The 25,621-nt window shown below is 53.6% G+C and carries 22 protein-coding genes and 2 tRNA genes; 3 read left to right on the top strand and 21 right to left on the bottom strand.

The genetic code is table 11. The features are described 5' to 3' along the window. Positions 1-56: 56 nt before the first annotated feature. Together SGBXF1_RS02235 and SGBXF1_RS02230 are read left to right on the top strand one after the other, a co-directional pair. Positions 57-1,313, top strand: coding sequence for a M24 family metallopeptidase (locus tag SGBXF1_RS02235; protein WP_186427742.1), 1,257 nt, complete (start codon positions 57-59; stop codon positions 1,311-1,313). 30 nt (positions 1,314-1,343) lie between these two features. Continuing rightward, complete coding sequence (locus tag SGBXF1_RS02230) at positions 1,344-1,979, top strand: CerR family C-terminal domain-containing protein (protein ID WP_037423134.1); 636 nt, start codon at positions 1,344-1,346, stop codon at positions 1,977-1,979. Positions 1,980-1,994: 15 nt separating this feature from the next. Here the strand turns inward: SGBXF1_RS02230 and SGBXF1_RS02225 are convergent, their stop codons facing one another. Genes SGBXF1_RS02225 through SGBXF1_RS02215 form a run of 3 tightly spaced genes read right to left on the bottom strand, consistent with a single transcriptional unit; the run spans position 1,995 to position 5,238 of the window. After that, positions 1,995-3,134, bottom strand: coding sequence for an ABC transporter permease (locus SGBXF1_RS02225; RefSeq protein ID WP_037423138.1), 1,140 nt, complete (start codon positions 3,132-3,134; stop codon positions 1,995-1,997). Then, positions 3,131-4,285, bottom strand: coding sequence for an ABC transporter permease (locus tag SGBXF1_RS02220; RefSeq protein ID WP_130382625.1), 1,155 nt, complete (start codon positions 4,283-4,285; stop codon positions 3,131-3,133). The genes SGBXF1_RS02225 and SGBXF1_RS02220 overlap by 4 nt, the downstream gene beginning before the upstream one ends. Beyond that, positions 4,267-5,238 (bottom strand): HlyD family secretion protein, encoded by a 972-nt coding sequence (locus tag SGBXF1_RS02215; RefSeq protein WP_037423142.1) that lies wholly within the window; start codon positions 5,236-5,238, stop codon positions 4,267-4,269. The genes SGBXF1_RS02220 and SGBXF1_RS02215 overlap by 19 nt, the downstream gene beginning before the upstream one ends. A gap of 225 nt (positions 5,239-5,463) precedes the next feature. Between SGBXF1_RS02215 and SGBXF1_RS02210 the strand changes: the two genes are divergently transcribed. Next, on the top strand, positions 5,464-6,477 hold the full coding sequence (locus tag SGBXF1_RS02210) for a luciferase-like monooxygenase (RefSeq protein WP_172479768.1): 1,014 nt from the start codon (positions 5,464-5,466) through the stop codon (positions 6,475-6,477). Between the two features lie 34 nt (positions 6,478-6,511). Here the strand turns inward: SGBXF1_RS02210 and yedF are convergent, their stop codons facing one another. The 18 genes from yedF to ftsH form a co-directional block, all read right to left on the bottom strand. Beyond that, a complete protein-coding gene (gene yedF, locus SGBXF1_RS02205; protein WP_012004955.1) occupies positions 6,512-6,751 on the bottom strand; it encodes a sulfurtransferase-like selenium metabolism protein YedF in 240 nt (79 codons plus the stop codon). Continuing rightward, on the bottom strand, positions 6,748-7,962 hold the full coding sequence (gene yedE / locus SGBXF1_RS02200) for a selenium metabolism membrane protein YedE/FdhT (RefSeq protein WP_037423147.1): 1,215 nt from the start codon (positions 7,960-7,962) through the stop codon (positions 6,748-6,750). The genes yedF and yedE overlap by 4 nt, the downstream gene beginning before the upstream one ends. 146 nt (positions 7,963-8,108) lie before the next feature. Then, positions 8,109-10,070: a DEAD/DEAH family ATP-dependent RNA helicase gene (locus tag SGBXF1_RS02195; protein WP_061807495.1), complete on the bottom strand. Its 1,962-nt coding sequence runs from the start codon at positions 10,068-10,070 to the stop codon at positions 8,109-8,111. After that, positions 10,060-10,134 carry a protein YrbN gene (gene yrbN, locus SGBXF1_RS24010; protein WP_223499600.1) on the bottom strand — a complete coding sequence of 25 codons (75 nt, stop codon included), beginning with the start codon at positions 10,132-10,134 and terminating at the stop codon, positions 10,060-10,062. The genes SGBXF1_RS02195 and yrbN overlap by 11 nt, the downstream gene beginning before the upstream one ends. Before the next feature lie 247 nt (positions 10,135-10,381). Continuing rightward, positions 10,382-11,266, bottom strand: coding sequence for a lipoprotein NlpI (gene nlpI, locus SGBXF1_RS02185; protein WP_012004952.1), 885 nt, complete (start codon positions 11,264-11,266; stop codon positions 10,382-10,384). Positions 11,267-11,404: 138 nt separating this feature from the next. Beyond that, complete coding sequence (gene pnp, locus SGBXF1_RS02180) at positions 11,405-13,522, bottom strand: polyribonucleotide nucleotidyltransferase (protein ID WP_186427741.1); 2,118 nt, start codon at positions 13,520-13,522, stop codon at positions 11,405-11,407. Positions 13,523-13,777: 255 nt separating this feature from the next. After that, positions 13,778-14,047, bottom strand: coding sequence for a 30S ribosomal protein S15 (gene rpsO / locus SGBXF1_RS02175; RefSeq protein ID WP_012004950.1), 270 nt, complete (start codon positions 14,045-14,047; stop codon positions 13,778-13,780). 124 nt (positions 14,048-14,171) lie between these two features. Further along, on the bottom strand, positions 14,172-15,116 hold the full coding sequence (gene truB, locus SGBXF1_RS02170; RefSeq protein WP_186427740.1) for a tRNA pseudouridine(55) synthase TruB: 945 nt from the start codon (positions 15,114-15,116) through the stop codon (positions 14,172-14,174). After that, positions 15,116-15,526, bottom strand: a complete 411-nt coding sequence (gene rbfA, locus SGBXF1_RS02165) for a 30S ribosome-binding factor RbfA (protein ID WP_037423156.1) — start codon at positions 15,524-15,526, stop codon at positions 15,116-15,118. The genes truB and rbfA overlap by 1 nt, the downstream gene beginning before the upstream one ends. Positions 15,527-15,594: 68 nt before the next feature. Beyond that, entirely contained in the window at positions 15,595-18,282 is a 2,688-nt protein-coding gene (infB, locus tag SGBXF1_RS02160) for a translation initiation factor IF-2 (RefSeq protein ID WP_037423159.1), read from the bottom strand. A gap of 24 nt (positions 18,283-18,306) precedes the next feature. Beyond that, positions 18,307-19,815: a transcription termination factor NusA gene (gene nusA, locus SGBXF1_RS02155; RefSeq protein ID WP_012004946.1), complete on the bottom strand. Its 1,509-nt coding sequence runs from the start codon at positions 19,813-19,815 to the stop codon at positions 18,307-18,309. 21 nt (positions 19,816-19,836) lie between these two features. Then, positions 19,837-20,289 (bottom strand): ribosome maturation factor RimP, encoded by a 453-nt coding sequence (gene rimP / locus SGBXF1_RS02150; RefSeq protein ID WP_004952852.1) that lies wholly within the window; start codon positions 20,287-20,289, stop codon positions 19,837-19,839. A 217-nt stretch (positions 20,290-20,506) separates the two neighbouring features. Further along, positions 20,507-20,583, bottom strand: a tRNA-Met gene (locus tag SGBXF1_RS02145). 60 nt (positions 20,584-20,643) lie between these two features. Further along, positions 20,644-20,730, bottom strand: a tRNA-Leu gene (locus SGBXF1_RS02140). A 78-nt stretch (positions 20,731-20,808) separates the two neighbouring features. Beyond that, entirely contained in the window at positions 20,809-21,144 is a 336-nt protein-coding gene (gene secG / locus SGBXF1_RS02135) for a preprotein translocase subunit SecG (protein WP_020824951.1), read from the bottom strand. Positions 21,145-21,395: 251 nt separating this feature from the next. Continuing rightward, positions 21,396-22,733 carry a phosphoglucosamine mutase gene (glmM, locus tag SGBXF1_RS02130; protein ID WP_037423165.1) on the bottom strand — a complete coding sequence of 446 codons (1,338 nt, stop codon included), beginning with the start codon at positions 22,731-22,733 and terminating at the stop codon, positions 21,396-21,398. Between the two features lie 7 nt (positions 22,734-22,740). Continuing rightward, on the bottom strand, positions 22,741-23,574 hold the full coding sequence (folP, locus tag SGBXF1_RS02125; protein WP_186427739.1) for a dihydropteroate synthase: 834 nt from the start codon (positions 23,572-23,574) through the stop codon (positions 22,741-22,743). Positions 23,575-23,674: 100 nt separating this feature from the next. Further along, positions 23,675-25,606 (bottom strand): ATP-dependent zinc metalloprotease FtsH, encoded by a 1,932-nt coding sequence (gene ftsH, locus SGBXF1_RS02120; RefSeq protein ID WP_037423171.1) that lies wholly within the window; start codon positions 25,604-25,606, stop codon positions 23,675-23,677. Between the last annotated feature and the right edge of the window lie 15 nt (positions 25,607-25,621).

The following is a 25,621-nucleotide window of genomic DNA, read 5'->3' as shown; positions in this document are numbered from 1 at the left end:
TAATTCATTTGAATGAATTAATTTCAAACTCCCGACAAGTAAAAAGGAGTCACACCATGTTGGTACCGCCAAAACCGTTATCCCATACTGAACGTGACCGCCGCTGGCAGTTGGCGCGCGACATTATTCAGACGGAGAACCTGGCAGCCCTGATCGTGTATGGCGATCGAGAAGCTGCTGCCCCTGCAGGTTTCGCACCGGATTGCTATTTCACCAACGACCGTCCCGGCTCAATCATCGTCTTTATCGGCGATGAACCACCGCGGGTTTACACTTTTGCCTCGCTGATGGTGGCCGATCACATTCAGGCATCGTTGCGCGGCGACTTGCAGTGGATCGACGCAGAACAGCTGTTTGTTGGCAAAACTGGCCGCGACGTCGGAGCCTGGCTAGCCAATCGTCGGTTGGACGGAACGCGCATCGGTATTATCGGGTTAGAGCCCTATCCGCCGTTCTACTTTGACGGCGCCATGCCAGCTCGTACCCTTCAAGGATTAGCAGATGCGCTCCCGGCAGCAAGCTGGGTTCCGGTATACCGTGAATTCTTCCAGCGTGCATCGGTAAAAAGTGAAGAAGAATTAGCTTTGGTACGCTATGCCGCGCACATCGGCGAAGCAATGAGTGAAACTCTACGAGCCACAGCCCAGCCCGGCGTTTCCGAAGCAGATCTGGTCGCAGCAGTGACGGCAACCTGCTTTTCGATGGGGGGCTATACCGCCGAGCTCTTACTGGGCTCTGGGCCTGAATACGTCGGTTGGGGGCCACCGGCTTGGCAATACCGTGCGCAAGCCCCGCGGGTGTTGCAGGAAGGTGACCTCGTGCTGTCGGAGATCTTCGCACTGTACGGTATGATGGAAACACAGCACCAGGCCGCTGTCGCTATTGGCGAAGTGCACCCGGAGATCTTGCGCGCTGCAGAGGTTGCCAGGGCGAGCTATGAAGCAGGATTGCAAACACTACGCACAGGCAATACCTTCGGTGATGTAGTCGATGCCATGGAACAACCGCTGTTAGCCTCTGGAGGCTGGCATGTACATCCATTGATCCATAGTATCAATCCTTACGGTCCAGTCGGCTTCGGCGCGGCACCAGGTATTGAGTCCTTGCCTGAAGCTGCTCGCTATGCACAGCTCAAACGTTTGCCAACCGTAGGGCGTGATGTTCCACTACAGGTAGGTATGTGCTTCGCCTTCGAGCCTAACTGTGCCTTTGGTCGGCACATGGCTAACATCGGCGGTACAGTATTGGTCGGGGAATCGGGTGGTGTAGCGCTTAATGAAAATTCTACGCGGTTGATGCTAGCAGGCAGCTAAGCGAACCGATTATCAGGAGATGATGTATTCATGCAAGATCAGGACAGGCTCAGTGAACGAACCCGCGAAACCCAAGAGCGGCTTATCCGGGCAGGGTTGAGCCTGTTCAGTAAACAGGGATTAGAAGGTGTACGTACCCGACAGCTGGCCGATGAAGCGGGCGTAAATCAATCCGCCATTCCGTATCATTTTGGCGGCAAAGAAGGCGTATATTTGGCAGTGCTTGAACACGTTGCCAACGGAATCGTTGAACATTTAGCATTGCCTCGCCGCCTGACAAACTCACAATCGCCAGCAGTGGCTTTACAAACGCTGATGCAAGATTTCGTTAGTGCCTTGCTAGGGTCTGAAACCTCGACGGCAAGCAGCCTGTTATTAGCGCGCGAACAACTCCAGCCCAGCGCTGAGTTTGATGCCTTGTATTCTCGTTTATTCTTACCGCTGCATCAGGCTGTGAGTGAGTTGGTCGCGGCGATCCGTGGTGAAACCGCGGATCTACGGGAAAATATTCTGCGCGCTCACGCTATCCTCGGTCAGGCGTTAGCCTTCTCCGTGGCGCGGGAAGCCCTGCTACGGCGACTTGGCGAAAATGCACTGTCGCCGCAAGAAGTGGCACAGATTGCCGGGCTAATAGGCATTATGTCGGTCGCCGCCGCACAACACTAGACACGGCGGTGTAGGCTAGGCTCGACGTTTGCGGAACAAGCTACGTAGCGCCACGCTGTTACGTACCAGTGCCACACCAATTCCCAACAGCGTATAAATGGCGCCCAGCACCAGTAGCATCGCCACATCGCCCCAGACTTCATTGAGCGACAGTCCCATTTGGTTGACCCCGGCAACGGCCTTGGTTGCCCAAGTGGAGGGAATACAGTAGGAAATCGCCCGCACCCAAGCTGGCATAGCCTGTAGCGGCCAGATAGTCCCTGAAAGATAAAATATCGGCGTGGTGATAAATGCCAGCGTCAGGTAGATCATCTCTACGCTGCGCAAGCACTCAGTCACTAACTTGCCCAACCCCAGTACGGCCAACAAGAACGGGAAGGTCAGCAGCAAAATTTCCAGGATGCCCGCTGTCTGACGGTAACCCAATACCCACGGCCACAGCACAAACAGCACGATCGACAAAAATAGCCAAATCGGTAACAACGCCGTCAGCCCGCCCAAATGAGCCGCCAACGGTGGCTTGCCGCCGGGTATGCTTTTCATGGCAATGCTGACGCGTACACAGGCAATCAATAACGAGTGCTGCAACAACATCACCAGCAGACCAGGGAAGATGATCGCCGCAAAGCTGATACCAGGGTTGAATACATCCAGCGTTTGCCCTTGTATCGGCGTCAGGATCACCTGCGCTTGCCGTTCGCTGAATCCGCTACGCAGCAGCAACCCATTGTTGTACTGATTCAGGAGCTGTTGGTAGGCCGCGACCACGTCCTGTTGGATCTGGCCGTTGGCCAGTCGGTTGGTGGCGTCTCCGTAAACCGGCACTACGATGTTTTGGCCGCTCAGGATCTTCTTCTCCAGATCCACCGGCATGATGATCACCGCGAACAGCTTGCGCCAACCGAGATCGAGCTTCGCCTGTTCCAGGCTATCGTAGGTCACGATGGCAATTTTTGACGTGGCGTCCAGTTGGCGGATCAGTTGACGGCTGGCCGTGCTGTGATCCTGATCGATAACACCCACCGGCAAATCCCACACCGTGCGGTTGGCATAGACCATGCTCATGACACACAGCGACAAGATCAGCATCAGCCACATCGGCCGCTCCAACATACCGAGCAGTACCCGAACGAAGGTTTGCCAATAGATTTTCATCCTGCGCCCCCCTCTTTCAGGAGCCGTGGCAACAGTCGGTTACGCACTAACAGTGCGGTCACCAGAGGATAGACCGACAGCAACGCACAAACGCTGAAAATGGCGCTGGCCGGCACCTGCCGCAGGAAAACGTCAAACATCGCGTACAGCGCATGAGTCAGCGGCTCGATATTGGAGATGATACGCGCAGGCAGCGGCATCGACAGTTCCGGTACCGCCATTCCCGAGAAGGTCAGCGCAATACTCACTAAAATAGCGATCAGGCTGTAAGCGGTGATAGTAGTGCTGGTGAAAGTAAACAACAGTAGGCCAATGCTTTGCGCTGCCATGACATAGAAAAAAGCGATCATCAGCATAAACAGCGGGTTGCCACTAACACGAGCATCAAAAATACCGACTAACGCAGCAATCTCAACCATCAGCAGACTGGTGAAACAAAGGGTATAGGGTGCCAGTTTACCGAGCAGTGCTAGGCTAAACGGCCGGGCTTTTAATAGCGATTTACTGCGCGCCAACACGTAAATCATGCAGGTCACGACAAACAACTGCAGCAGATGGATGGTGGCAGCGAACTGCTGGTAATAGATATAGCTGCCGCTGGCATTGAATAAACTGCCGTACGATAGCGTCACGTCCGCCAATGGCGGTAAGGTCTTACCCATTTCACCCGCGATAATACTGCGGTAGTTGGCGTTAATTTCAGCCATCAACCCACTGAAATCTTGAGTGGAGTACAGCCCGGCACCGTAGAACAGTGCGTTGTAATACATCACCACACTCGGTTGCTTGCCCGCCAACGCATCGGCTTCAAAATCCGGCGGCACATACAACAACGCGTAATCCTGCGCACTACGCAGACGGTGCAGCGACTCACCCAATCCACCGTCATAGGCTTCAACATGGGCATGTGAGCCCGCATCCAGCCTCCGGGTCAACGACTTGGACAATGAGCTGTGATCGTTATCCACCACCGACACCGGCAGATCCAACAAAGTACCTTCCGAAAAGTTGCTGCTAATCAGACCAAACAGCATCAACGGGAAGATCCAGCTTAGCCAGTGTACAACCGGGCTGCGAAAGGCCACGCGACATTCATTATCGAACGCGTGACTGAAGCAGCGCCAACCTGCCCTTACTCTTTCCATAGCCATAAGCTGCTCATCCCTGGGCGCAGGCCTTCCACCGGCTGTGACGGATACAAACGCACTTCGAAAGTTTTCAGATCGAAGTCACCGGTGGCTCGCGTGGCGCGTTTGGTTGCGTAATCACCCAGTGGGGCGATATAGCGTACTTCGGCTTCAATCATTTTGTCCTTCAGCGCCGGTACACGCATTTTGATCTTATCGCCCTTGCGTACGTGAGCCAAAATGTCTTCACGCAGGTTGAACACGAAATAGGCGTCAGGTACACGGATCAACGTCAACAGTGGGCTACCTGCGTTTAACAGCTCCCCGACCTCTGCCGGGATAGGCCCCACTTCGCCATCGACCGGTGCTAACACCTGCAAATCGTCCGTTTGTGCTTTGATTTGCAGCAGATTTTCTTCCGCTGCCCGCAACGCCGCCGCATATTGTTGGCGCAGTTCGATACGGTCACCGTTGGTCCCTTCGTCCAGATTGGCCTTGGCCGCTTGCACCTGCTGGAAGGCAGTATCACGCGCACGGCGTGAGCTATCCAGCTCAGACTTCGAAATATACCCTTTGCCGGATACGCTCAGGCTGCGGTTGTAATCGTTCTGCGCATTACGGTATTGGGCTTCGGCCTGCGCCAGATTAGCACGCAAGTTACGAATGCTTTCTTCACGCGTACCATGCAACGACTGATCGAGCTGTGCCTTGGCTTCGTCCCGTGTCGCCTGCGCAGAGCGCAGTTGTGCCATCAGTTCTGGGCTGTCGAGCTGAATCATGACCTGCCCGACCTTGACGTCATCACCACGCTCCACCAAACGTTCTACTACCCGTCCCTTGGCCTTAGACGCCACTATCACCTCGGGGGCATCCACTTCCCCTTGCAGCAGCAGGTCTTGATTATGGGCACGGAACAAAATCGCCATGGCGATCGCTACCACCATCAATAGCAGGGTAAACAATGTCTTTTTTTTCATTATCTCAGCTCCCTGAGCGGTAAGCGGCAGGCGGAAATCAACACGTCCATATTTTAATAAGCTCCCAAAAAACCATTTTTATCATAAGGATATTACAAGCACATATATCCTCTTTTATAACTATAAATTGGATTATGCTTTTAACACTAAAAGCACATTCTGCTTTGTAGTTTGCAGATCCCTGCAATCGCCCTTTAAGCGATCAACTCTTTGATGGACGATGACATGACTGAAAAAACTGCGGTACCGGTTTCGGTACTGGATTTATCCCCCATCCCACAAGGGGCCAAACCGCGTGATGCGTTTCACGCCTCTTTAGATTTAGCACAACACGCCGAGAAATGGGATTATCAACGCTATTGGCTCGCTGAACACCACAATATGACGGGTATCGGCAGCGCAGCAACGTCAGTGCTGCTGGGTTATCTGGCCGCTGGCACCAAAAGTATCCGCCTTGGTTCCGGCGGCGTAATGCTGCCTAACCATTCGCCGCTGGTGATCGCCGAGCAATTCGGTACGCTGGAATCGCTGTACCCTGGACGTATCGATCTGGGCCTTGGTCGCGCGCCCGGCACCGATCAACGCACGATGATGGCACTTCGGCGCCATCTGTCCGGCGAAGTGGATAATTTCCCGCGCGACGTACAAGAACTGCAACATTACTTTTGTGATGCGCAGCCAGGACAGGCGGTGCAGGCCGTCCCCGGGCAGGGATTACATGTGCCACTTTGGCTATTGGGTTCCAGCCTGTATAGCGCCCAGTTGGCAGCCCAGCTCGGCCTGCCATTTGCCTTCGCATCCCACTTTGCGCCGGAGATGCTGTTCCAGGCTCTGAACCTGTACCGCGACAACTTCAAGGCTTCAGAACAATGCCAGCAGCCGCATGCCATGGTATGCGTCAACGTGGTAGCTGCCGACAGCGATGCCGATGCGCGCTTCCTGTTCACCTCTATGCAGCAACAGTTTATTAATCTGCGTCGCGGCTCGCCTGGTCCGTTGCCCGCACCAGTGGACAATATCCACGCGCTGTGGACCGCCGGTGAACAATACGGGGTCGATCAGGCGTTGCGCATGTCGATTGTCGGTAATGAAAGCACTGTCCGTAACGGATTGCAGACATTGCTGCGCGAAACCGGAGCGGATGAAATCATGGTCAACGGCCAGATTTTTGATCATCAGGCACGGCTACATTCGTTTGAGATTGTGGCCGCCGTCAAAGGCGATTTAGTGAAAGGATAAACGCTTTGGGCGCCTTTACGGCGCCCTCATTTTATCAGCGCTGGATCAAATAGCGGATGGTCGGCCCGTCCTGTTGGATATCCAGCACCTTGTAGCCATGATTGCGTGCGTCGAGAGGAATGTTGTTGATCGACTGCGGGCAATCGCTGATCACCTCCAGGATTTCCCCCGGTTTCAATTGCGGCATGGCTTCTAACGTCGCCACCGCCGGATAAGGACATGGCTCACCGAGCATATCCAGCCGGTAATCTGGCACTATCGCCGTTTGCTTCATGACACACTCCTTAAATTAACCACCTGCGCGTCGGGCTTGGCGCGGAAAAAGCGTTTCTCCCACCACAGCATGGCGGCAAATGCCAACGCCAGCAGCAGGTAGGTCACCAGCAGACCGCCGATCGGGCCGAAGGTATCCAGTAAATTGACTTTGTCGTAATTCGTTGCCAATGCCGGGGCCAAATCATCCCAATAGTAAGCCAACAGCGTGGCACCAATAATATTGCCAAGCCCAACCCACCAATAGTGAACTTGCCCTTCCACCGCGCGATACATCCAGCCGGTTTCACAGCCGCCAGCCAGCACGATGCCAAAGCCGAACAGCAGGCCGCCCAGCACCGCATTCGGGCCAGCCCACATGATTTTCGGCGCCACACCCAGCTGCACATAACTGAAAATACCAATGGCGCTGACCGCCATGCCGATAATGATCGCTTTTGCCATGTGGGTACGTCCGGTGATCCACAAATCACGAAACGCCGAGGTAAAGCAGATCTGAGCTCGCTCAATCAACAGGCCAAAACCGATACCGAACAACATGGCAATACCCAGTTTCGGCGCATCAAATAACGTCCATAATGACCAGGCAATCGACAGGAAAAAAATCACCATCCCCAGACGGAATCGGCGACGAGCCTGTTCAGGCTTTTGCGTCAATGGCGCGGCAGCCTTCACTTTCTGTAATTTGATCGGAATACGGAACAGGGGTAACAGCGTAAATTTAGCGCCAAAGTAAGATCCCGCAGCGGTTGCCAGCGCGAAGAACCAAGCGTGCAGTGAGAACTGAGGAATACCGGTAAAGAATGCAGCCAGATTGCAGCCCATCGCGAGACGCGCCCCAAAACCGGCGATGATACCGCCCAGCAACGCTTGTACAATGCGGATGCGATGCTGCGGCTGCCGCAGCTTGATGTTATTGGCCCACAGCGCCGCAGCGATACAGCCGGCGAACATACCGATGATCATCCTGCCATCAATGCGTTGCAGTGGCGTTCCCTCAAGGCCAATGACTTTGAAGTAACCCCATTGTTCAGGGTGGAAACCAAACCATTGCAATACATGGCCGCCCCAACGGGTAAATTCCCCTGTTACTGCCCAGAAGGTGCCGGTCAAGCCGAAGTAATAGGTAGAAAGGATCCCCGCAGCAATCACCGCAGGTAAAGGTGCCCAAAAACGCACCAGATATTGAGACTTAAACTGCTGCCAACTCATGGCATCTCCCGTGCATAGTATCCATAAGAAAAAACCTTATAAATGATACGCCATTTTCCCGCACTTAATGGTGAATTTCAGGCATAAAAAAACCAGCCCGAAGGCTGGTTTTTAGTCCGATTAACCGCGAACGGTTAAATCAGGCGTTATGCATCACCGAAGCGACGACGTGGTGTAGCCGGAGCGGCGTCATCACGACGTGGTGCACGCTGACCATCACGGTTGAAGTTACCGCCACGACGCTCGCCACCGTTGCCAGCAGGTGCAGCAGCACCGCCTTCACGACGATCACCGAAAGAACGACGACCTGGGTTTGCACCTTCACGACGTTCGCCGTTAAATGGACGACCACCGCCACGACGCTCGCCGTTACCGGCAGAGGCAGGACGCTCACGACGCTCATGCGGCTGTGCATCGCCCAGCAGTTGCATGTTCATCGGCTTGTTCAGGATACGGGTACGGGTGAAGTGAGACAGGATCTCGCCCGGCATACCTTTTGGCAGCTCAATAGTAGAGTGGCCAGCGAACAGCTTGATGTTACCGATGTAACGGCTGCTGATGTCGCCTTCGTTAGCAATCGCGCCAACGATATGACGAACTTCCACGCCATCATCACGGCCCACTTCAATGCGGTACAGCTGCATTTCGCCAACGTCACGACGCTCACGACGTGGACGCTCAGCGCCACCATCACGGCTGTCTGGACGTGCATCACGACGACGGTCGTTACCGCGATCGTCACGGTCGTTGAATTCACGACGTTGACGCGGTTTGAATACTGGATCCGGTGGCAGAATCAGAGGACGTTCACCCTGTGCCATTTTCAGCAGTGCTGCGGCCAGTGTTTCCATTTCCAGCTCTTCTTCGCCCGGCTGCAGTTTAGCCAGCAGGCCACGGTACATGTCCAGATCGCTGCTTTCCAGCTGTTGCTGTACTTTAGCGGCGAACTTGGCCAGACGACGCTCACCCAGCAGTTCTGCATTTGGCAGTTCAACTTCTGGAATAGTCAGCTTCATGGTGCGTTCGATGTTACGCAGCAAGCGACGTTCGCGGTTTTCTACGAACAGCAACGCACGACCTGCACGACCTGCACGACCTGTACGGCCGATACGGTGAACGTAAGACTCTGAATCCATAGGGATGTCATAGTTCACAACCAGGCTGATACGCTCAACGTCCAGACCACGGGCAGCAACGTCAGTTGCGATCAAGATGTCCAGACGACCATCTTTCAGACGCTCCAGAGTCTGCTCACGCAGTGCCTGGTTCATGTCACCGTTCAGTGCTGCGCTGCTGTAACCACTGCGCTCCAGCGCTTCAGCCACTTCCAGGGTCGCGTTTTTGGTACGAACGAAGATAATCGCCGCATCAAAATCTTCTGCTTCCAGGAAACGCACCAGCGCTTCGTTTTTACGCATGCCCTGCACAGTCCAGTAGCTCTGGCTGATGTCAGGACGAGTAGTGACGCTAGATTGGATACGCACTTCCTGCGGATCTTTCATGAAGCGACGGGTAATGCGACGGATAGCTTCCGGCATGGTTGCAGAGAACAGCGCGGTCTGATGTTCAGCCGGGATCTCCGCCATGATGGTTTCTACGTCTTCGATAAAGCCCATACGCAACATTTCGTCGGCTTCATCCAGCACCAAACCACTCAGATTAGAGAGGTTCAGGGTGCCACGCTTCAGGTGATCCAGCAGACGGCCTGGAGTACCTACAACGATTTGCGGGCCCTGACGCAGAGCGCGCAGCTGCACGTCATAACGCTGGCCACCGTACAGGGCCACGACGTTAACGCCATGCATGTGTTTAGAGAAATCAGTCATTGCTTCTGCAACCTGAACCGCCAATTCGCGGGTCGGTGCCAGCACCAAGATTTGAGGTGCTTTCAGCTCAGCTTTCAGGTTGTGCAACAGTGGCAGCGAGAATGCTGCAGTTTTACCGCTACCGGTCTGTGCCATGCCCAGCACATCACGGCCGTTCAACAGGTGAGGAATACACTCAGCCTGGATCGGTGACGGTTTTTCGTAGCCCAGATCGGTCAGGGCAGAAATGATCGGAGCAGACAGCCCCAGGTCAACAAAAGAGGTTTCAAGCTCAGTAGTCATGTACACGTGCCTCATTAATAATGGCAGCCAGTCTACATAACTCGTCGAGAAAATTTTCAGTCATTTTCATTGAAAAGTGTGAACCGGCTCAAATTAGATTATAAAACGAACAAAAAAGCCCTCGCCCGTAAAGGCGATAACTTTGGCGGTAAAACCAATGTCGTTCAGGCTGATTACCCTTCATCTTCCAAGCTGCCGCTGTTTTGGCTGCTCTCCCGCATCCTCGTCACTTAGTGAACTAAGCTCCCAGGGATTCGTTAGATTGCCGCCTTGCCGCAACTTGAAATCTTTTGGGTAGAGGTGTTCGTCAGCTATTGCTGGTCCGATTCCGATAGGTCGTCTTGTTCTTGGCCCAACAGCGCCAATTCCAACAATGCATAGCGGTGCTCAACGAAGTTATGAACGTTGTTAGCAACCGTCAGTTTGAACAGCGCCGAAGCGGTGTCCTTGTCCCCCAGACTCAGGTAGTGTTTACCCAAATAGAAGTCAGTTTCACTGAGATGCTCAGCGAGCGAAGTGTTATCCGTTGCATCTGCCTTGAGGCGTTCCATCAGCGTTTTTTCGCTAATGTTGCCCAGGTAGAATTCGACAATATTCCATCCCCATTGCCCTCGGTTCGCTTTGTCATAACGCTGCTGGAGCGCTACGTCAGCCTTCTTGGGATCGATTTCTCTTTCCACAAGATACAGCCACAACGAACGGAAGGGATCGTTTGGGTCGTCTTGATAAAACGCCTGCAGATCATCCTGCGCCAACGGGAAGCGGCCGCCATAATACAGTGCGATGCCCCGGTTTAAACGCGCGTAATTGTAAGTTGGATCAAGCTCTAGTACAGAATCAAACGCTTCATAGGCAGCATCAAAATTGCCTGCCTGCGTTAAGTAAATGCCCAGGTAGTTGAAAACTTCTGGCATATCAGGACGTATTGCTAGCGCTTGCGAAAAATCATTTCGCGCTAATGCACGTAGCCCGAGGCTATCATACAACACACCGCGCTCATATAAAAGCTGCGCACGCTCATCGTCCGTCAGTGCCCGGCTGGCAAGTATTTGTTCCATGCGCGCCAGGATCACTTCCTGCTGCAGAGTTGGCTGCAACGGGATCGCCAAAACTTCGTCTTTACGCCAATCATGGTTGCTGCATCCTGCCAGCATGAGTGCTGTCGCAACGTAACACCAGCGCAAGAAAGGCTTCATTTCCCACTCCCGAAGACAAACATTGGATGAACGTCCTGTCATCCGTTTGCTAATACGCAAGCATCCTACCCGCGCGATACGAACAGCTCCCAACCCCATGGCGGGGAGCTGTAAATCTATCTATACAGTTTTTTCTACTTATTCTGCTTCAGGCGCAGGTGAACCTGCTTCTGGTGCTGTCGCTTCTTTGATGCTCAGACGCACACGGCCCTGACGGTCAACTTCCAGTACCTTAACCGGCACTTCCTGACCCATTTGCAGATAGTCGGTCACTTTCTCAACACGCTTGTCAGCGATTTGAGAGATGTGAACCAGACCTTCTTTACCGCCGCCGATCGCCACGAATGCGCCGAAATCAACGATACGGGTAACTTTACCCTGGTAAATACGGCCTACTTCGATCTCAGCGGTGATCTCTTCGATGCGGCGAATAGCGAATTTCGCTTTCTCACCATCGGTAGCAGCAATTTTAACTGTACCATCATCTTCGATTTCGATGGTAGTACCGGTCTCTTCAGTCAGCGCACGAATGACAGAGCCGCCTTTACCAATCACGTCTTTGATCTTATCCGGGTTGATGCGGATAGTATGAATACGTGGTGCAAACTGAGAGATATCGCCACGCGGGGTGCTGATAGCCTGTTCCATCACGCCCAGAATGTGCAGACGCGCGCCCTTGGCTTGGTTCAGTGCCACCTGCATGATTTCGCGGGTGATGCCTTCAATTTTAATGTCCATCTGCAGCGCGGTGATACCGTCGCGGCTACCGGCTACTTTGAAGTCCATGTCGCCCAGGTGGTCTTCGTCACCCAGAATGTCGGACAGAACAACAAAGTTGTCTTGTTCTTTAACCAGGCCCATTGCGATACCCGCAACAGCAGCCTTGATTGGCACACCTGCGTCCATCAGCGCCAGAGAAGCACCACAGACTGAAGCCATAGAAGAAGAACCGTTGGATTCGGTGATTTCAGAAACCACACGCACCGTGTACGGGAAATCTTCTGCTTTAGGCATCATAGCCAATACGCCACGTTTCGCCAGGCGACCGTGACCAATTTCACGACGTTTAGGCGAACCTACCATCCCAGTCTCACCAACGGAGTACGGAGGGAAGTTGTAGTGGAACAGGAAGCTGTCGGTCTTCTCGCCCATCAGCTCATCCAGATTCTGTGCATCACGGGCAGTACCCAGCGTTGCAGTAACCAGAGCCTGAGTTTCACCACGGGTGAACAGCGCGGAACCATGGGTACGCGGCAGTACGCCAGTGCGCACGTCCAGACCACGAATCATGTCTTTTTCACGACCATCGATACGTGGTTCGCCACGCAGTACACGGCTACGAACGACGTTTTTCTCAACGCTACCCAGGATGTCCTGAATTTCAGACACGTCCAGAGTGTCGTCTTGCGCCAACAGCGTTTCAACAACGCTGCTCTTGATCGCATCTACCTGAGCATAACGCTCTTGTTTTTCGGTGATGTGATAAGCGTCGCCCAGACGGGTTTCTGCCAGTTCTGCAACGCGTGCGTGCAGCACTTCGTTGATTGCAGGTGCCTGCCAGTCCCACTTAGGTTTGCCAGCTTCAGCAACCAGTGAATTGATGTTCTCGATAACAATCTGCTGTTGCTCATGGCCAAAGACCACAGCACCCAGCATCTGATCTTCGCTCAGAACGTCAGCTTCGGATTCAACCATCAGTACAGCACCAGCGGTACCGGCAACAACCAAGTCCAGGCTGCTTTCTTTCAGCTCGTCGGTAGTTGGGTTCAACACATACTGGTTGTTGATGTAACCCACGCGCGCAGCACCGATTGGGCCGTTGAACGGAATACCGGACAGGCTCAAGGCTGCAGAAGCGCCAATCATCGCAACGATGTCTGGGTTAACTTGCGGGTTGACGGAAACAACGGTCGCGATCACCTGAACTTCGTTCAGGAAGCTGTCTGGGAACAGTGGACGGATCGGACGGTCAATCAGACGTGAAGTCAGAGTTTCGCCTTCGCTCGGACGGCCTTCACGACGGAAGAAGCTGCCTGGGATACGACCAGCAGCGTAGGTACGCTCCTGATAGTTAACCGTCAGTGGGAAGAAGCTCTGGCCTGGCTTGGCTTTTTTCTGGCCAACCACGGTAACGAATACGGCGGTGTCATCCATGCTCACCATAACAGCGGCAGTGGCCTGACGAGCCATCATACCCGTCTCAATAGTGACGGTATGCTGGCCATACTGGAATTTGCGAATGATCGGTGTCAGCAAAATTATATCCTTTGATTAGGCGCGCAATCGTATTGACGACTCGACACGCCAGTGACTCGACTTGCCTTCTCACTACATCCTCGCGACTAATGACAATCCTTATCTCAAGCCTGAGACAAAGCCTCTCATTAGCCGCGCGAACCTCTGTAATGGAAGATCCTATTTGGAAACATCAGTAATACATTAACCTGATTTGCTTATGCTTCCTAGAAGAAAGGGGCCAAAATAGGCCCCTTTCCACTGAAACTCGCTAGATTAGCGACGCAGACCCAGACGCTCGATCAGGCTGGTGTAACGTGCTACATCTTTACGCTTCAGGTAGTCCAGCAGCTTACGACGCTGAGAAACCATACGCAGCAGACCACGACGGCTGTGGTGATCTTTTTTGTGCTCTGAGAAGTGGCCTTGCAGATGGTTGATCTGCGCAGTCAACAGGGCAACCTGAACTTCGGAAGAACCGCTGTCGTTAGTACCACGACCGAAATCAGCTACGATTTTAGCTTTAGCTTCAACACTTAGAGACATTGTCATACTCCAGAATTATAGATAATAAATACAGGCGCCGATCTCTAATTCAGCAACCCAATGCATAAGCTGCGCCATTCTACTCTTAGCGCAGTGCGATCGCAAGGCAGTGCGTTTTCTACCCTCAGTCGAAATATTCGACTACCAGGCGGCGCGGTGCCACACGACCATCATCGGCAATGTCACCCACGCCGATAAATTTACGCTCTTCACCTTCCGTGATCCGTACCATGCCCGAGGCCGGTGCACCGGCAACCTGCACTGGCTGCCCCTGCTTAACGTAACCCGCAACAACGGGTAGCAGATTCACTTCCGGGTAGTTCTCCACCGGACTGTCCATCGGCATCAGCAGTGGATCGAGCAGTTCTGCCGGCGCAATGTCCTGCGCCTGCGCCTGCTCCAGCAATGCGTTCAGCTGCTCCAGCGTGACCATGCGTTCGGTCGGGTAGGTCGCCACTTGCAGACGACGCAGGTAGATCACATGTGCACCACAACCCAACAGCTCACCGAGGTCATCGGTGATGGTGCGGATGTAAGTGCCTTTTGAACAATGAATTTCCAGCTCCAGCTCATCCCCTTCCCAGCGAATAAACTGCAATTCATAAACGGTAATGCTGCGTGCTTCACGCGGGACTTCGATACCCTGGCGTGCATACTCATAGAGTTTTTTGCCTTGGTACTTCAGCGCCGAGTACATCGAAGGTACTTGCTTGATATCGCCACGGAAGCTTTCCAGTGCTATGTCGAGCTGTGCCTGGGTGAAATTCACCGGCCGCTCTTGCACTATCTGACCATCGGCATCCGAGGTATCCGTACGCTGACCAAGACGGGCGATAACACGATAACGTTTATCGGAGTCGAGCAGGAACTGTGAAAACTTGGTCGCTTCACCGAGGCAAATTGGCAACATGCCGGTCGCCAGCGGATCGAGCGCGCCAGTGTGGCCCGCGCGGTTAGCGTTATAGAGGCGTTTTACTTTTTGCAGGGCGTCGTTGGATGACAAACCCTGCGATTTGTCCAGCAACAGGACACCGTGGATATCACGGCCGCGGCGACGAGGGCGACTCATTAAGCCTCCTCGTCATCGCCTGATGCGGAACGGCGTTCGACGTCCTTCTTCACTACGTTGGTCACCAGGTTAGACATGCGCATGCCTTCAACCAGGGAGTTGTCGTAAGCGAAAGTCAGCTCTGGAACTACACGCAGGCGCATAGCTTTACCCAGCAGCGTGCGGATATAACCGGATGCGTCTTGCAATGCTTTGATACCGTTAGGCACCAGTTCCGGATCGGCGTTTTCGGTCAACACGTTCAGGAAGGTGACATAAACTTTGGCGTAAGCCAAATCACGAGAAACTTCTACACCAGAAACGGTAGCCATGCCGATACGCGGATCTTTGACTTCACGCTGCAGAATGATAGCAATCTCTTTTTGCATCTCTTGTGCCACGCGCTGACCGCGGCTGAATTCTTTTGCCATTTTGGATTCTCCAGACAAATCGGGGGGCACAAGGCCCCCCAGAACAGACTTAAGCAGATGTGCTAGCGTTAAGCGATGGTGCGTTGGATCTCGATGATTTCGAACACTTCGATCATGTCGCCGACGCGCACGTCGTTGTAGTTCTTAACGCCGATACCACATTCCATGCCGTTACGGACTTCGTTAACGTCATCTTTGAAGCGGCGCAGGGATTCCAGCTCGCCTTCATAGATAACCACGTTGTCGCGCAGAACGCGGATTGGGTTGTGACGTTTGATATTACCCTCGGTAACCATACAACCTGCAATGGCACCGAATTTAGGTGATTTGAACACGTCACGTACTTCGGCCAGGCCGATAATCTGCTGCTTGTACTCAGGCGCCAACATACCGCTCATCGCCTGCTTCACTTCGTCGATCAGGTTATAGATCACGGAGTAGTAACGCAGATCCAGGCTTTCTGCTTCAATCACGCGGCGTGCAGAAGCGTCGGCACGGACGTTGAAGCCCAGGATGATGGCGTTAGAAGCAGCTGCCAGCGTTGCGTCGGTTTCAGTGATACCACCAACACCAGAGCCAACAATCTTCACTTTCACTTCGTCAGTAGAGAGTTTCAGCAGTGAATCCATAATGGCTTCACAAGAACCCTGTACGTCAGATTTCAGTACGATGTTCAGTTCAGAAACTTCACCGTCGGTCATGTTCGCAAACATGTTTTCCAGTTTAGATTTCTGCTGACGTGCCAGTTTAACTTCGCGGAACTTGCCTTGACGGTACAGCGCAACTTCACGCGCTTTCTTCTCGTCACGCACAACAGTCGCTTCATCACCGGCAGCAGGAACGCTGGACAGGCCCAGGATCTCAACCGGAATAGAAGGACCTGCAGAGGTCACTTCACGACCCAGTTCGTCACGCATCGCACGCACACGGCCGTATTCAAAGCCACACAGAACGATATCGCCTTTATTCAGCGTACCTTCTTGTACCAGTACGGTAGCAACCGGACCACGACCTTTATCCAGGAAGGATTCGATAACCACACCGCTGGCCATGCCGCTGCGTACTGCTTTCAGTTCGAGAACTTCAGACTGCAGCAGGATTGCGTTCAGCAGTTCGTCGATGCCAGTACCGGCTTTCGCAGATACGTGGACGAACTGTGCTTCGCCGCCCCACTCTTCCGGCATAACGCCGTACTGGGACAGTTCCTGCTTAACGCGGTCTGGATCAGCTTCCGGCTTGTCAATTTTGTTCACTGCAACAACCAACGGCACCTGCGCTGCTTTCGCATGCTGGATAGCTTCGATGGTTTGCGGCATCACGCCGTCATCAGCAGCAACAACCAGAACAACGATGTCAGTCGCCTGAGCACCACGGGCACGCATTGAGGTAAACGCTGCGTGGCCTGGGGTATCCAGGAAGGTGATCATGCCGTTTTCGGTTTCTACGTGGTAAGCACCGATATGCTGGGTAATACCACCGGCCTCGCCTGCTGCCACCTTGGTGGAGCGGATGTAGTCCAGCAGAGAAGTTTTACCGTGGTCAACGTGGCCCATGATGGTCACGACTGGCGCACGTGGCTCAGCAGCGGCACCGGTATCACGGTCGCTCATCAGCGCTTCTTCCAGCTCGTTCTCACGACGCAGGATAACTTTGTGGCCCATCTCTTCGGCAACCAGCTGTGCGGTTTCCTGATCGATGACCTGGTTGATAGTCGCCATTGCGCCCAGTTTCATCATCGCTTTGATGACCTGAGAGCCTTTAACCGCCATCTTGTTAGCCAGTTCAGCTACGGTGATAGTTTCGCCGATCACAACGTCACGGTTAACCACCTGAGCCGGCTTGTTGAAGCCCTGTTGCAGAGTGCTTGGCTTACGCTTGCCTTTACCACCACGGGTCACGGCGCGCGCTTCTTCACGGTCTGCTTTAGACTCGGAAAGTTTATTGCCTTTCTTCTGCTTGGTTGCTTTACCACCACGGGTACGGCTGCGGCGTTCGCCTTCAACTTTAGCGTCGTTTTCGTCTTCGGCAGCACGGGCGTGCTGGGAAGTGGTTACATGATAATCGGCAGTTTCAACCGCTGCGCTGGCTTTCTCAGCAGCAGCCCATTCTTCGCCTTTCTCTTCGGCCATGCGGCGCGCTTCTTCTGCGACACGTTTGGCGTCTTCTTCAACCTTACGTCGTACTTCCTCTTCCGCTTTACGTTTCAGTTCAGCGGCTTCGGCTTCACGGCGTGCTTTTTCTGCCTGAGCTGGCTTGGTCATTTCGTCGGTATGTTGATTCGTCACTTTTTCTTTTTCCGCTGAATTACGCTTAGCAATCTCCGCGGCCTCACGTTTGGCTTGCTCTTCGGCTGCGCGCTTTGCTTCTGCTTCGCGTTTCGCCAGCTCTTCTGCTGCGCGCTGTGCCTGCTCTTCCGCTTCACGCTGTGCCTGCTCTGCCGCTTCAGCCTGTTGGGCTTCTGGCGTATCGCGATTTACATAAGTGCGTTTCTTGCGGACCTCGATTTGCACCGATTTACTTTTACCGCCGGTGCTCGGAATATTCAAGGTGCTGCGCGTTTTGCGCTGCAACGTGAGCTTACCCGGCGCACTACCGTGTTCACGGTTCAGGTGCGCCAGTAAGGCTTCTTTCTCATGTTGGGTTACAGAGTCTGTCTCAGACTTGTTAATCCCTGCATCAGCAAACTGCTGTACCAGGCGATCAACTGGAGTCTGAATCTCTGCTGCCAGTGATTTTACGGTTACATCTGTCGTCATGCTGTTCCTTCCTGCTACAGTTTATTACGCGTTGTCGCCAAACCAACAGATATTACGTGCGGCCATAATCAGCTCGCCGGCTTGCTCATCGCTAAGCCCTTCAATATCAGCCAGATCGTCAACACCCTGCTCGGCAAGATCTTCCAGCGTACAAACCCCACGCGCGGCCAGTTTAAAGGCCATGCTGCGCTCAAGACCCGGCAGGTTGAGCAAATCGTCAGCAGGTTTTTGGTCGCCCAGGCTTTCTTCTTGTGCCAGGGCCAGCGTGGTCAATGCAGCTTTGGCGCGATCGCGCAACGCTTCAACCATATCTTCATCCAGACCGTCGATTTCCAGCAACTCTTTGATTGGCACATAAGCCAACTCTTCCAGAGTAGAGAAGCCTTCTTCAACCAGTACGGTGGCGAAATCTTCGTCAATATCAAGATGTTTGGTGAAGGTATCAATGGCGGCATGAGCTTCGGCCTGGTGCTTGGCCTGCAGATCGTCCGCCGTCATCACGTTCAGTTCCCAACGGTCATCGTCACGATGTTGTTTTAACAGCTGGGATGCCAAACGCACGTTTTGGCCATTACGGCCGATCGCCTGTGCCAGATTGCTGGCTTCAACGGCGATATCCATAGTGCAATTATCTTCATCAACAACGATCGAGGCAACGTCTGCCGGCGCCATAGCGTTGATGACGAACTGCGCTGGGTTATCATCCCACAGGATGATGTCGATACGCTCACCGCCGAGCTCGCTCGAAACGGCCTGAACGCGCGCACCGCGCATACCGACGCAAGCACCGACAGGGTCGATACGCTTATCGTTGGTTTTCACTGCAATTTTTGCACGAGAGCCAGGATCACGGGCTGCCGCTTTAATTTCAATAACTTCTTCGCCGATTTCCGGTACTTCGATGCGGAACAGTTCTTTCAGCATCTCAGCGCTGGAGCGGCTGACAAACAGCTGTGCACCACGGGCTTCAGGACGAACAGCGTACAGGATGCCGCGGATGCGGTCGCCCGGACGGAAGTTTTCGCGTGGCAGCATGTCTTCACGACCAATCACTGCTTCAGCGTTGCTACCCAGATCCAGCGCAATGCTGTCACGGTTAACTTTTTTCACCACGCCGGTGACGATTTCACCTTCGTGCTGGCGGAAAGCATCAACAACCATGGCGCGCTCAGCTTCGCGTACTTTCTGTACGATAACCTGTTTTGCGGTCTGAGTAGTGATACGGTCAAAGGTAACAGACTCAATCTGATCTTCGATGTACCCGCCCAGCTCAATGCCTGGCTCTTCATACTGTGCAGCTTCCAGCGTGATTTCACGCGTTGGCTGAGTCACTTCATCTACGGCGACCCAACGGCGGAAGGTATCGAAATCACCCGTTTTGCGATCAATGCTGACGCGAACTTCGATTTCCTGCTCGTATTTTTTCTTGGTGGCGGTGGCTAATGCGGTTTCCAGCGCTTCGAAAATCTTCTCACGCGGAAGGGATTTTTCATTGGAAACAGCTTCAACAACAGCCAGAATCTCTTTATTCATCCTAGTTGCCTCATCCAAACTTTAAAAGTGGGGTACCAGGTTCGCTTTCTGGATATTGCTCAGCGCGAACACTTCATCTTTCCCTTCCACAGTAACCGTGATCATCTCGCCATCGACAGACTTAATAATGCCCTGCCATTTGCGACGGTTCTGTACGGCCATGCGCAGGACCAGGCTGACTTCTTCACCGAGGAAACGAGTATAGTGCTCTGCGGTGAACATCGGGCGATCAAGGCCAGGAGAGGAGACTTCCAAGTTGTAAGCGACTGTGATTGGCTCTTCAACGTCCAATACAGCGCTGACCTGGTGGCTGACATCAGCACAATCGTCAACATTGATGCCGTTTTCACTATCAATATAGATACGGAGCGTCGATTGGCGCGCACGAATAAATTCGATGCCTACAAGTTCAAAGCCCAACGCTTCTACCGGTGCCGAAAGCATCTCTGTTAATTTTTGCTCTAATGTGGACAAGCCCACCCCCAAGACATAAAAAAAGGGCCTAATAGCCCAGTGATTCTGTTGCCAAATAACAAAAAACCCCGAAAATTCGGGGCTTTATGCAACTGGACCCTGTTTGCCGCTAAGCGGCTTCGGTGCAACTTTCTAACAAGTGTCATTTTCAAATGTTGATCGAGAAAAGCGGAATTCAATCGAAAAGTGTATTTGAAAATAAACACTTAAAGGAAAGTGGTTGCGGGGGCCGGATTTGAACCGACGACCTTCGGGTTATGAGCCCGACGAGCTACCAGGCTGCTCCACCCCGCGTCCGAAAACGTGGCAAATATTACGCCGATAATCGCAAAATTGCAAGTTATCTCTGGGATTTGGTACCGAGGATGGGACTCGAACCCACAAGCCCGTTAGGGCACTACCACCTCAAGGTAGCGTGTCTACCAATTCCACCACCTCGGTACTGATTCTTACTGCTAACGGCTGTTATTTATATCGAGGTAACAACAACCGTTTTCAAACTCTGTTACTGCCTGGCGCTTACTGCGGGATATCGCTGCTCGGCTTGGTTGGTGCTGCCGGCGCGGTAGTCTGCTCAGATTTCACTGGCTGACCCAAATTTTCCCACTCGCTGCCTTTCTTGCTCTGGTTGGTGCTCAGATTGCCCAGGATCAGACTGATGACGAAGAACAACGTCGCCAGCACAGCCGTCATGCGGGTCATGAAGTTGCCGGAACCACTCGAACCGAACAATGTGCCAGATGCACCTGCTCCGAATGAGGCTCCCATATCAGCGCCTTTACCTTGCTGCAGCATAATCAGAGCTACCAGCCCGATTGAGATCAGCAGGAAAATTACCAGAAGAGCTTCGTACATAGTTGTACCCGTATCCTTGCGGCTTCACCGCGTGCCAAATGCTTCACACCCCATAGGCTTCTTTTCTAATAAGAAGTCGCAGGCGTTATATCAAACTGCCCACTGAAGCGGGTGTGAATACTAACCAAAGGCGCCAAACCGCGCAAGGGCAATTTGCAGCCACCGGCGCGTTTGCAGAAAAAAACACCAATAAAATGCGCAGGCTGTGATTCCCGGGGGCGCTAAGTGCCCCCGAACGCAGTAATGATCAATTAACCTGCAGACTTCACCGCGTCGGCAATACGATGCGCCAGCGCAGTCACCTGCTGCTCATCTTCGCCTTCCACCATCACGCGGATCAGTGGTTCAGTGCCAGATTTACGCAACAGGACGCGGCCACGACCAGCCAATTCAGTTTCAACCTGCTCGGTGATTTTGCGCACTTCCTCGGACTCCAGCGGATTGTGTTCACCGACAAAACGCACATTGACCAGAATCTGTGGCAGCAATTTCATGCCGCTGCACAAATCATGCAGACTCATGCTATTGCGAACAATAGCGGTCAGCACCTGCAAACCGGCGACAATACCGTCACCCGTAGTGGTTTTGTCCAGCAAGATCACGTGGCCAGAGTTTTCCGCGCCGATGCGCCAGCCCAGCTCCTGCAGCTTTTCGAGTACATAGCGGTCGCCTACTTTGGCGCGCGCAAACGGGATACCCAGCTGTTTCAGTGCCAGCTCCAGCCCCATGTTGCTCATCAACGTGCCGACGGCGCCACCGCGCAGTTGCCCCTGACGCAGCCCTTCACGGGCAATGATGTAGAGAATCTGGTCGCCATCAACCTTGTTGCCCAGGTGATCCACCATCATCACGCGGTCACCATCGCCATCAAACGCCAGACCGACATGTGCCTTTTCCAACAGCACGCGTTCCTGCAATTGACGAACGTCTGTTGCGCCGCACTTTTCATTGATGTTCATGCCATCCGGCTCAACGCCGATAGCAATCACCGTGGCGCCCAGTTCGCGCAGAACACTCGGAGCAATGTGATAAGTCGCGCCGTTGGCGCAGTCCACCACAATTTTCAGGCCCTTCAGGCTCAGTTCACTCGGGAAGGTACCTTTACAGAACTCGATATAACGACCAGCGGCATCGATGATTCGGCTAGCCTTACCCAATTCTGAGGATTCGACGCAGGTCAGCGGCTTTTCCATTTCGGCTTCAATGGCTTCTTCAACATGATCCGGCAGTTTCGCCCCGTCAATGGAGAAAAATTTAATGCCATTGTCGTAAAACGGGTTATGCGATGCCGAGATCACAATACCGGCTTCTGCACGGAAGGTCCGGGTCAGATAGGCCACCGCCGGCGTTGGCATGGGGCCCGTGAAGGAGGCAGACAAACCTGCAGCGGCGAGACCCGCTTCCAACGCAGACTCCAGCATGTAGCCGGAAATGCGGGTATCTTTGCCGATGATAATTTTACGTGAACCATGGCGTGCCAATACCTTACCCGCCGCCCAGCCAAGCTTCAGAACGAAATCAGGGGTAATCGGGCTATCACCGACCTTGCCACGAATGCCGTCAGTACCAAAATATTTGCGCTCGCTCATGTCTCTGTCATCCCTTAGCTGAAAGTGTTGCCTCGACGACACGCATCGCCTCGACGGTTTCTTTAACGTCATGCACTCTGACAATCTGTGCGCCCTGCATGGCGGCGATCACCGCACAGGCCACGCTGCCGATGACCCGCTGATCAGGCGGTACATTCAGCAGTTGTCCAATCATCGACTTGCGCGACATCCCTACCAGTAACGGCAGGCCGAAGCGATGAAACTCTGACAATCTGGCCAGAAGCTGATAATTGTGCGCTAAATTCTTACCGAAACCGAATCCTGGGTCGAGCAGCAATTTCTGATTTGTAATTCCGGCAGCATGGCAACGCTCGATATGCTGTTGGAAAAATGCGTGCACATCGCCGATAAGGTCATCGTAGTGCGGCGCCTGCTGCATGGTGCGCGGTTCCCCCTGCATGTGCATCAGGCACACCGGCAGGCCACTTTCTGCCGCCGCCGCCAGCGCACCCGGCTCCTGCAAAGAGCGAACGTCGTTGATCAGATGCGCGCCCGCCTGAGCCGACTCACGGATCACCCCAGCTTTCGAGGTATCCACAGAGATAAAGACTTCAAAACGCTGAGCAATCGCTTCGACTACCGGCACTACGCGTGCGATCTCTTCCTCTTCACTGACCTCTGCCGCCCCCGGTCTGGTCGACTCACCACCCACATCAATCATGGTCGCACCGGCCGAAATCAGTGCATGTGCATGTAGCAACGCCTGATTGAGCTGGTTGTGCTTGCCGCCGTCAGAAAAAGAATCCGGAGTTACATTGAGGATCCCCATCACCCTTGGATGGGAAAGATCGAGAGTCATGTCTCGCACGGTTAGCTGCATGGCTAATTCACCTTACTATTGCCTGATTGCCTGGTTTACTGCCCACCGGGCAATAAAAAACCCCGGCATGCCGGGGTTCGATGTTATTACACAGCTAAAGTTACTTGTCTAGCTGTTCAGACATGGTATTGCCTGGGTTTGGCGTACGCGGCTCATCAACCGGCGTTGGGGCTTTTGGTGTGCCACCATTGTCGGAGTTGCTGCCTTTACCCGCATCGTCCCAACCCGCTGGCGGACGCACGTCTTTACGGTTCATCAGATCGTCGATCTGTGGCGCATCGATGGTTTCATACTTCATCAGGGCATCCTTCATTGAATGCAGGATGTCCATGTTTTCCATCAATAACGCACGCGCACGGATGTAGTTGCGTTCGATCAGGGATTTAACTTCCTGGTCGATGATGCGCGCAGTTTCGTCAGACATGTGTTTCGCCTTGGCGACGGAACGGCCCAAGAACACTTCGCCCTCTTCTTCCGCATACAACAGTGGCCCCAGCTTCTCGGAGAAGCCCCATTGGGTCACCATGTTGCGGGCAATCGAGGTCGCCACTTTAATGTCGTTCGACGCACCGGTAGAGACTTTCTCTGGCCCGTAAATGATCTCTTCAGCCAGACGACCGCCATACAGAGTAGAGATTTGGCTCTCTAGCTTCTGACGGCTGGCGCTAATCGCATCCCCTTCCGGCAGGAAGAAGGTCACACCCAATGCACGGCCACGAGGAATAATGGTTACCTTGTGTACCGGATCGTGCTCAGGAACCAGACGGCCGATAATGGCGTGGCCTGCTTCGTGATACGCGGTTGACTCTTTCTGCGCTTCAGTCATCACCATGGAGCGACGTTCCGCACCCATCATGATCTTGTCTTTGGCTTTTTCAAACTCAACCATCGACACGACACGTTTATTGCCACGGGCAGCAAACAGTGCGGCTTCATTGACCAGGTTAGCCAGATCAGCACCCGAGAACCCAGGGGTACCACGTGCCAACACAGAGGCATCAACATCTGGAGCCAATGGCACACGACGTGAATGCACCTTAAGGATCTGTTCACGACCACGTACGTCTGGCAAGCCAACAACCACCTGACGGTCGAAACGGCCTGGACGCAGCAACGCTGGGTCAAGCACGTCTGGACGGTTAGTTGCAGCGATGACGATAATGCCTTCGTTGCCTTCAAAGCCGTCCATTTCAACCAGCATCTGGTTCAACGTTTGTTCACGCTCATCGTGACCACCACCCAGACCGGCGCCACGCTGGCGGCCGACGGCGTCGATTTCATCGATAAAGATGATGCATGGCGCTGCTTTTTTCGCCTGCTCGAACATGTCACGCACACGAGAAGCACCAACACCGACAAACATTTCAACGAAGTCGGAACCGGAGATGGTGAAGAACGGCACTTTTGCCTCACCGGCGATAGCTTTCGCCAGCAGCGTTTTACCGGTCCCTGGAGGGCCAACCATCAGCACACCTTTAGGGATCTTACCGCCCAACTTCTGGAAACGGCTCGGCTCGCGCAGGTATTCAACCAGTTCGCTCACTTCCTCTTTTGCTTCGTCACAACCTGCAACGTCAGCAAACGTGGTTTTGATCTGGTCTTCGGTCAGCATGCGGGCCTTGCTCTTGCCAAAGGACATCGCGCCCTTGCCGCCGCCGCCCTGCATTTGCCGCATGAAGAAGATCCAGACCCCGATCAGCAACAACATCGGGAACCATGAAATAAAGATAGAAGCCAGCAAACTCGGCTCTTCAGGCGGTTCACCAACAACTTTCACATTCTTGGTTAACAACGTATCCAACAGCTTAGGATCGTTGACAGGGATGTAGGTCGTGTATTTGTTACTGTCTTTCTTGGTAACGTTAATTTCACGTCCGTTGATTCGCGCTTCGCGAACCTGATCTTGGGTCAGTTCGGACATGAAGGTAGAGTAATCCACCCTACGGCCATTCGACTCGCTGGGCCCAAAGCTCTGGAATACAGACATCAACACTACCGCGATGACTAACCAGAGAATTAGGTTTTTCGCCATGTCACTCAAGGGATT

Origin of the sequence: Serratia grimesii (genome assembly GCF_900186025.1) — a bacterium.
GTDB classification, from domain to species: Bacteria; Pseudomonadota; Gammaproteobacteria; order Enterobacterales; family Enterobacteriaceae; genus Serratia; species Serratia grimesii.
Note: the sequence above shows the minus strand (reverse complement) of the source record. Positions and strands in the feature narration are given on the sequence as shown.

Bases quoted from the DNA above. Each gene is read 5' to 3' on its own strand.
- SGBXF1_RS02235 (WP_186427742.1), top strand. From the start codon at position 57: ATGTTGGTACCGCCAAAACCGTTATCCCATACTGAACGTGACCGCCGC.
- SGBXF1_RS02230 (WP_037423134.1), top strand. From the start codon at position 1,344: ATGCAAGATCAGGACAGGCTCAGTGAACGAACCCGCGAAACCCAAGAG.
- SGBXF1_RS02225 (WP_037423138.1), bottom strand. From the start codon at position 3,134: ATGAAAATCTATTGGCAAACCTTCGTTCGGGTACTGCTCGGTATGTTG.
- SGBXF1_RS02220 (WP_130382625.1), bottom strand. From the start codon at position 4,285: ATGGCTATGGAAAGAGTAAGGGCAGGTTGGCGCTGCTTCAGTCACGCG.
- SGBXF1_RS02215 (WP_037423142.1), bottom strand. From the start codon at position 5,238: ATGAAAAAAAAGACATTGTTTACCCTGCTATTGATGGTGGTAGCGATC.
- SGBXF1_RS02210 (WP_172479768.1), top strand. From the start codon at position 5,464: ATGACTGAAAAAACTGCGGTACCGGTTTCGGTACTGGATTTATCCCCC.
- yedF (WP_012004955.1), bottom strand. From the start codon at position 6,751: ATGAAGCAAACGGCGATAGTGCCAGATTACCGGCTGGATATGCTCGGT.
- yedE (WP_037423147.1), bottom strand. From the start codon at position 7,962: ATGAGTTGGCAGCAGTTTAAGTCTCAATATCTGGTGCGTTTTTGGGCA.
- SGBXF1_RS02195 (WP_061807495.1), bottom strand. From the start codon at position 10,070: ATGACTACTGAGCTTGAAACCTCTTTTGTTGACCTGGGGCTGTCTGCT.
- nlpI (WP_012004952.1), bottom strand. From the start codon at position 11,266: ATGAAGCCTTTCTTGCGCTGGTGTTACGTTGCGACAGCACTCATGCTG.
- rpsO (WP_012004950.1), bottom strand. From the start codon at position 14,047: ATGTCTCTAAGTGTTGAAGCTAAAGCTAAAATCGTAGCTGATTTCGGT.
- truB (WP_186427740.1), bottom strand. From the start codon at position 15,116: ATGAGTCGCCCTCGTCGCCGCGGCCGTGATATCCACGGTGTCCTGTTG.
- rbfA (WP_037423156.1), bottom strand. From the start codon at position 15,526: ATGGCAAAAGAATTCAGCCGCGGTCAGCGCGTGGCACAAGAGATGCAA.
- infB (WP_037423159.1), bottom strand. From the start codon at position 18,282: ATGACGACAGATGTAACCGTAAAATCACTGGCAGCAGAGATTCAGACT.
- nusA (WP_012004946.1), bottom strand. From the start codon at position 19,815: ATGAATAAAGAGATTCTGGCTGTTGTTGAAGCTGTTTCCAATGAAAAA.
- secG (WP_020824951.1), bottom strand. From the start codon at position 21,144: ATGTACGAAGCTCTTCTGGTAATTTTCCTGCTGATCTCAATCGGGCTG.
- glmM (WP_037423165.1), bottom strand. From the start codon at position 22,733: ATGAGCGAGCGCAAATATTTTGGTACTGACGGCATTCGTGGCAAGGTC.
- folP (WP_186427739.1), bottom strand. From the start codon at position 23,574: ATGCAGCTAACCGTGCGAGACATGACTCTCGATCTTTCCCATCCAAGG.
- ftsH (WP_037423171.1), bottom strand. From the start codon at position 25,606: ATGGCGAAAAACCTAATTCTCTGGTTAGTCATCGCGGTAGTGTTGATG.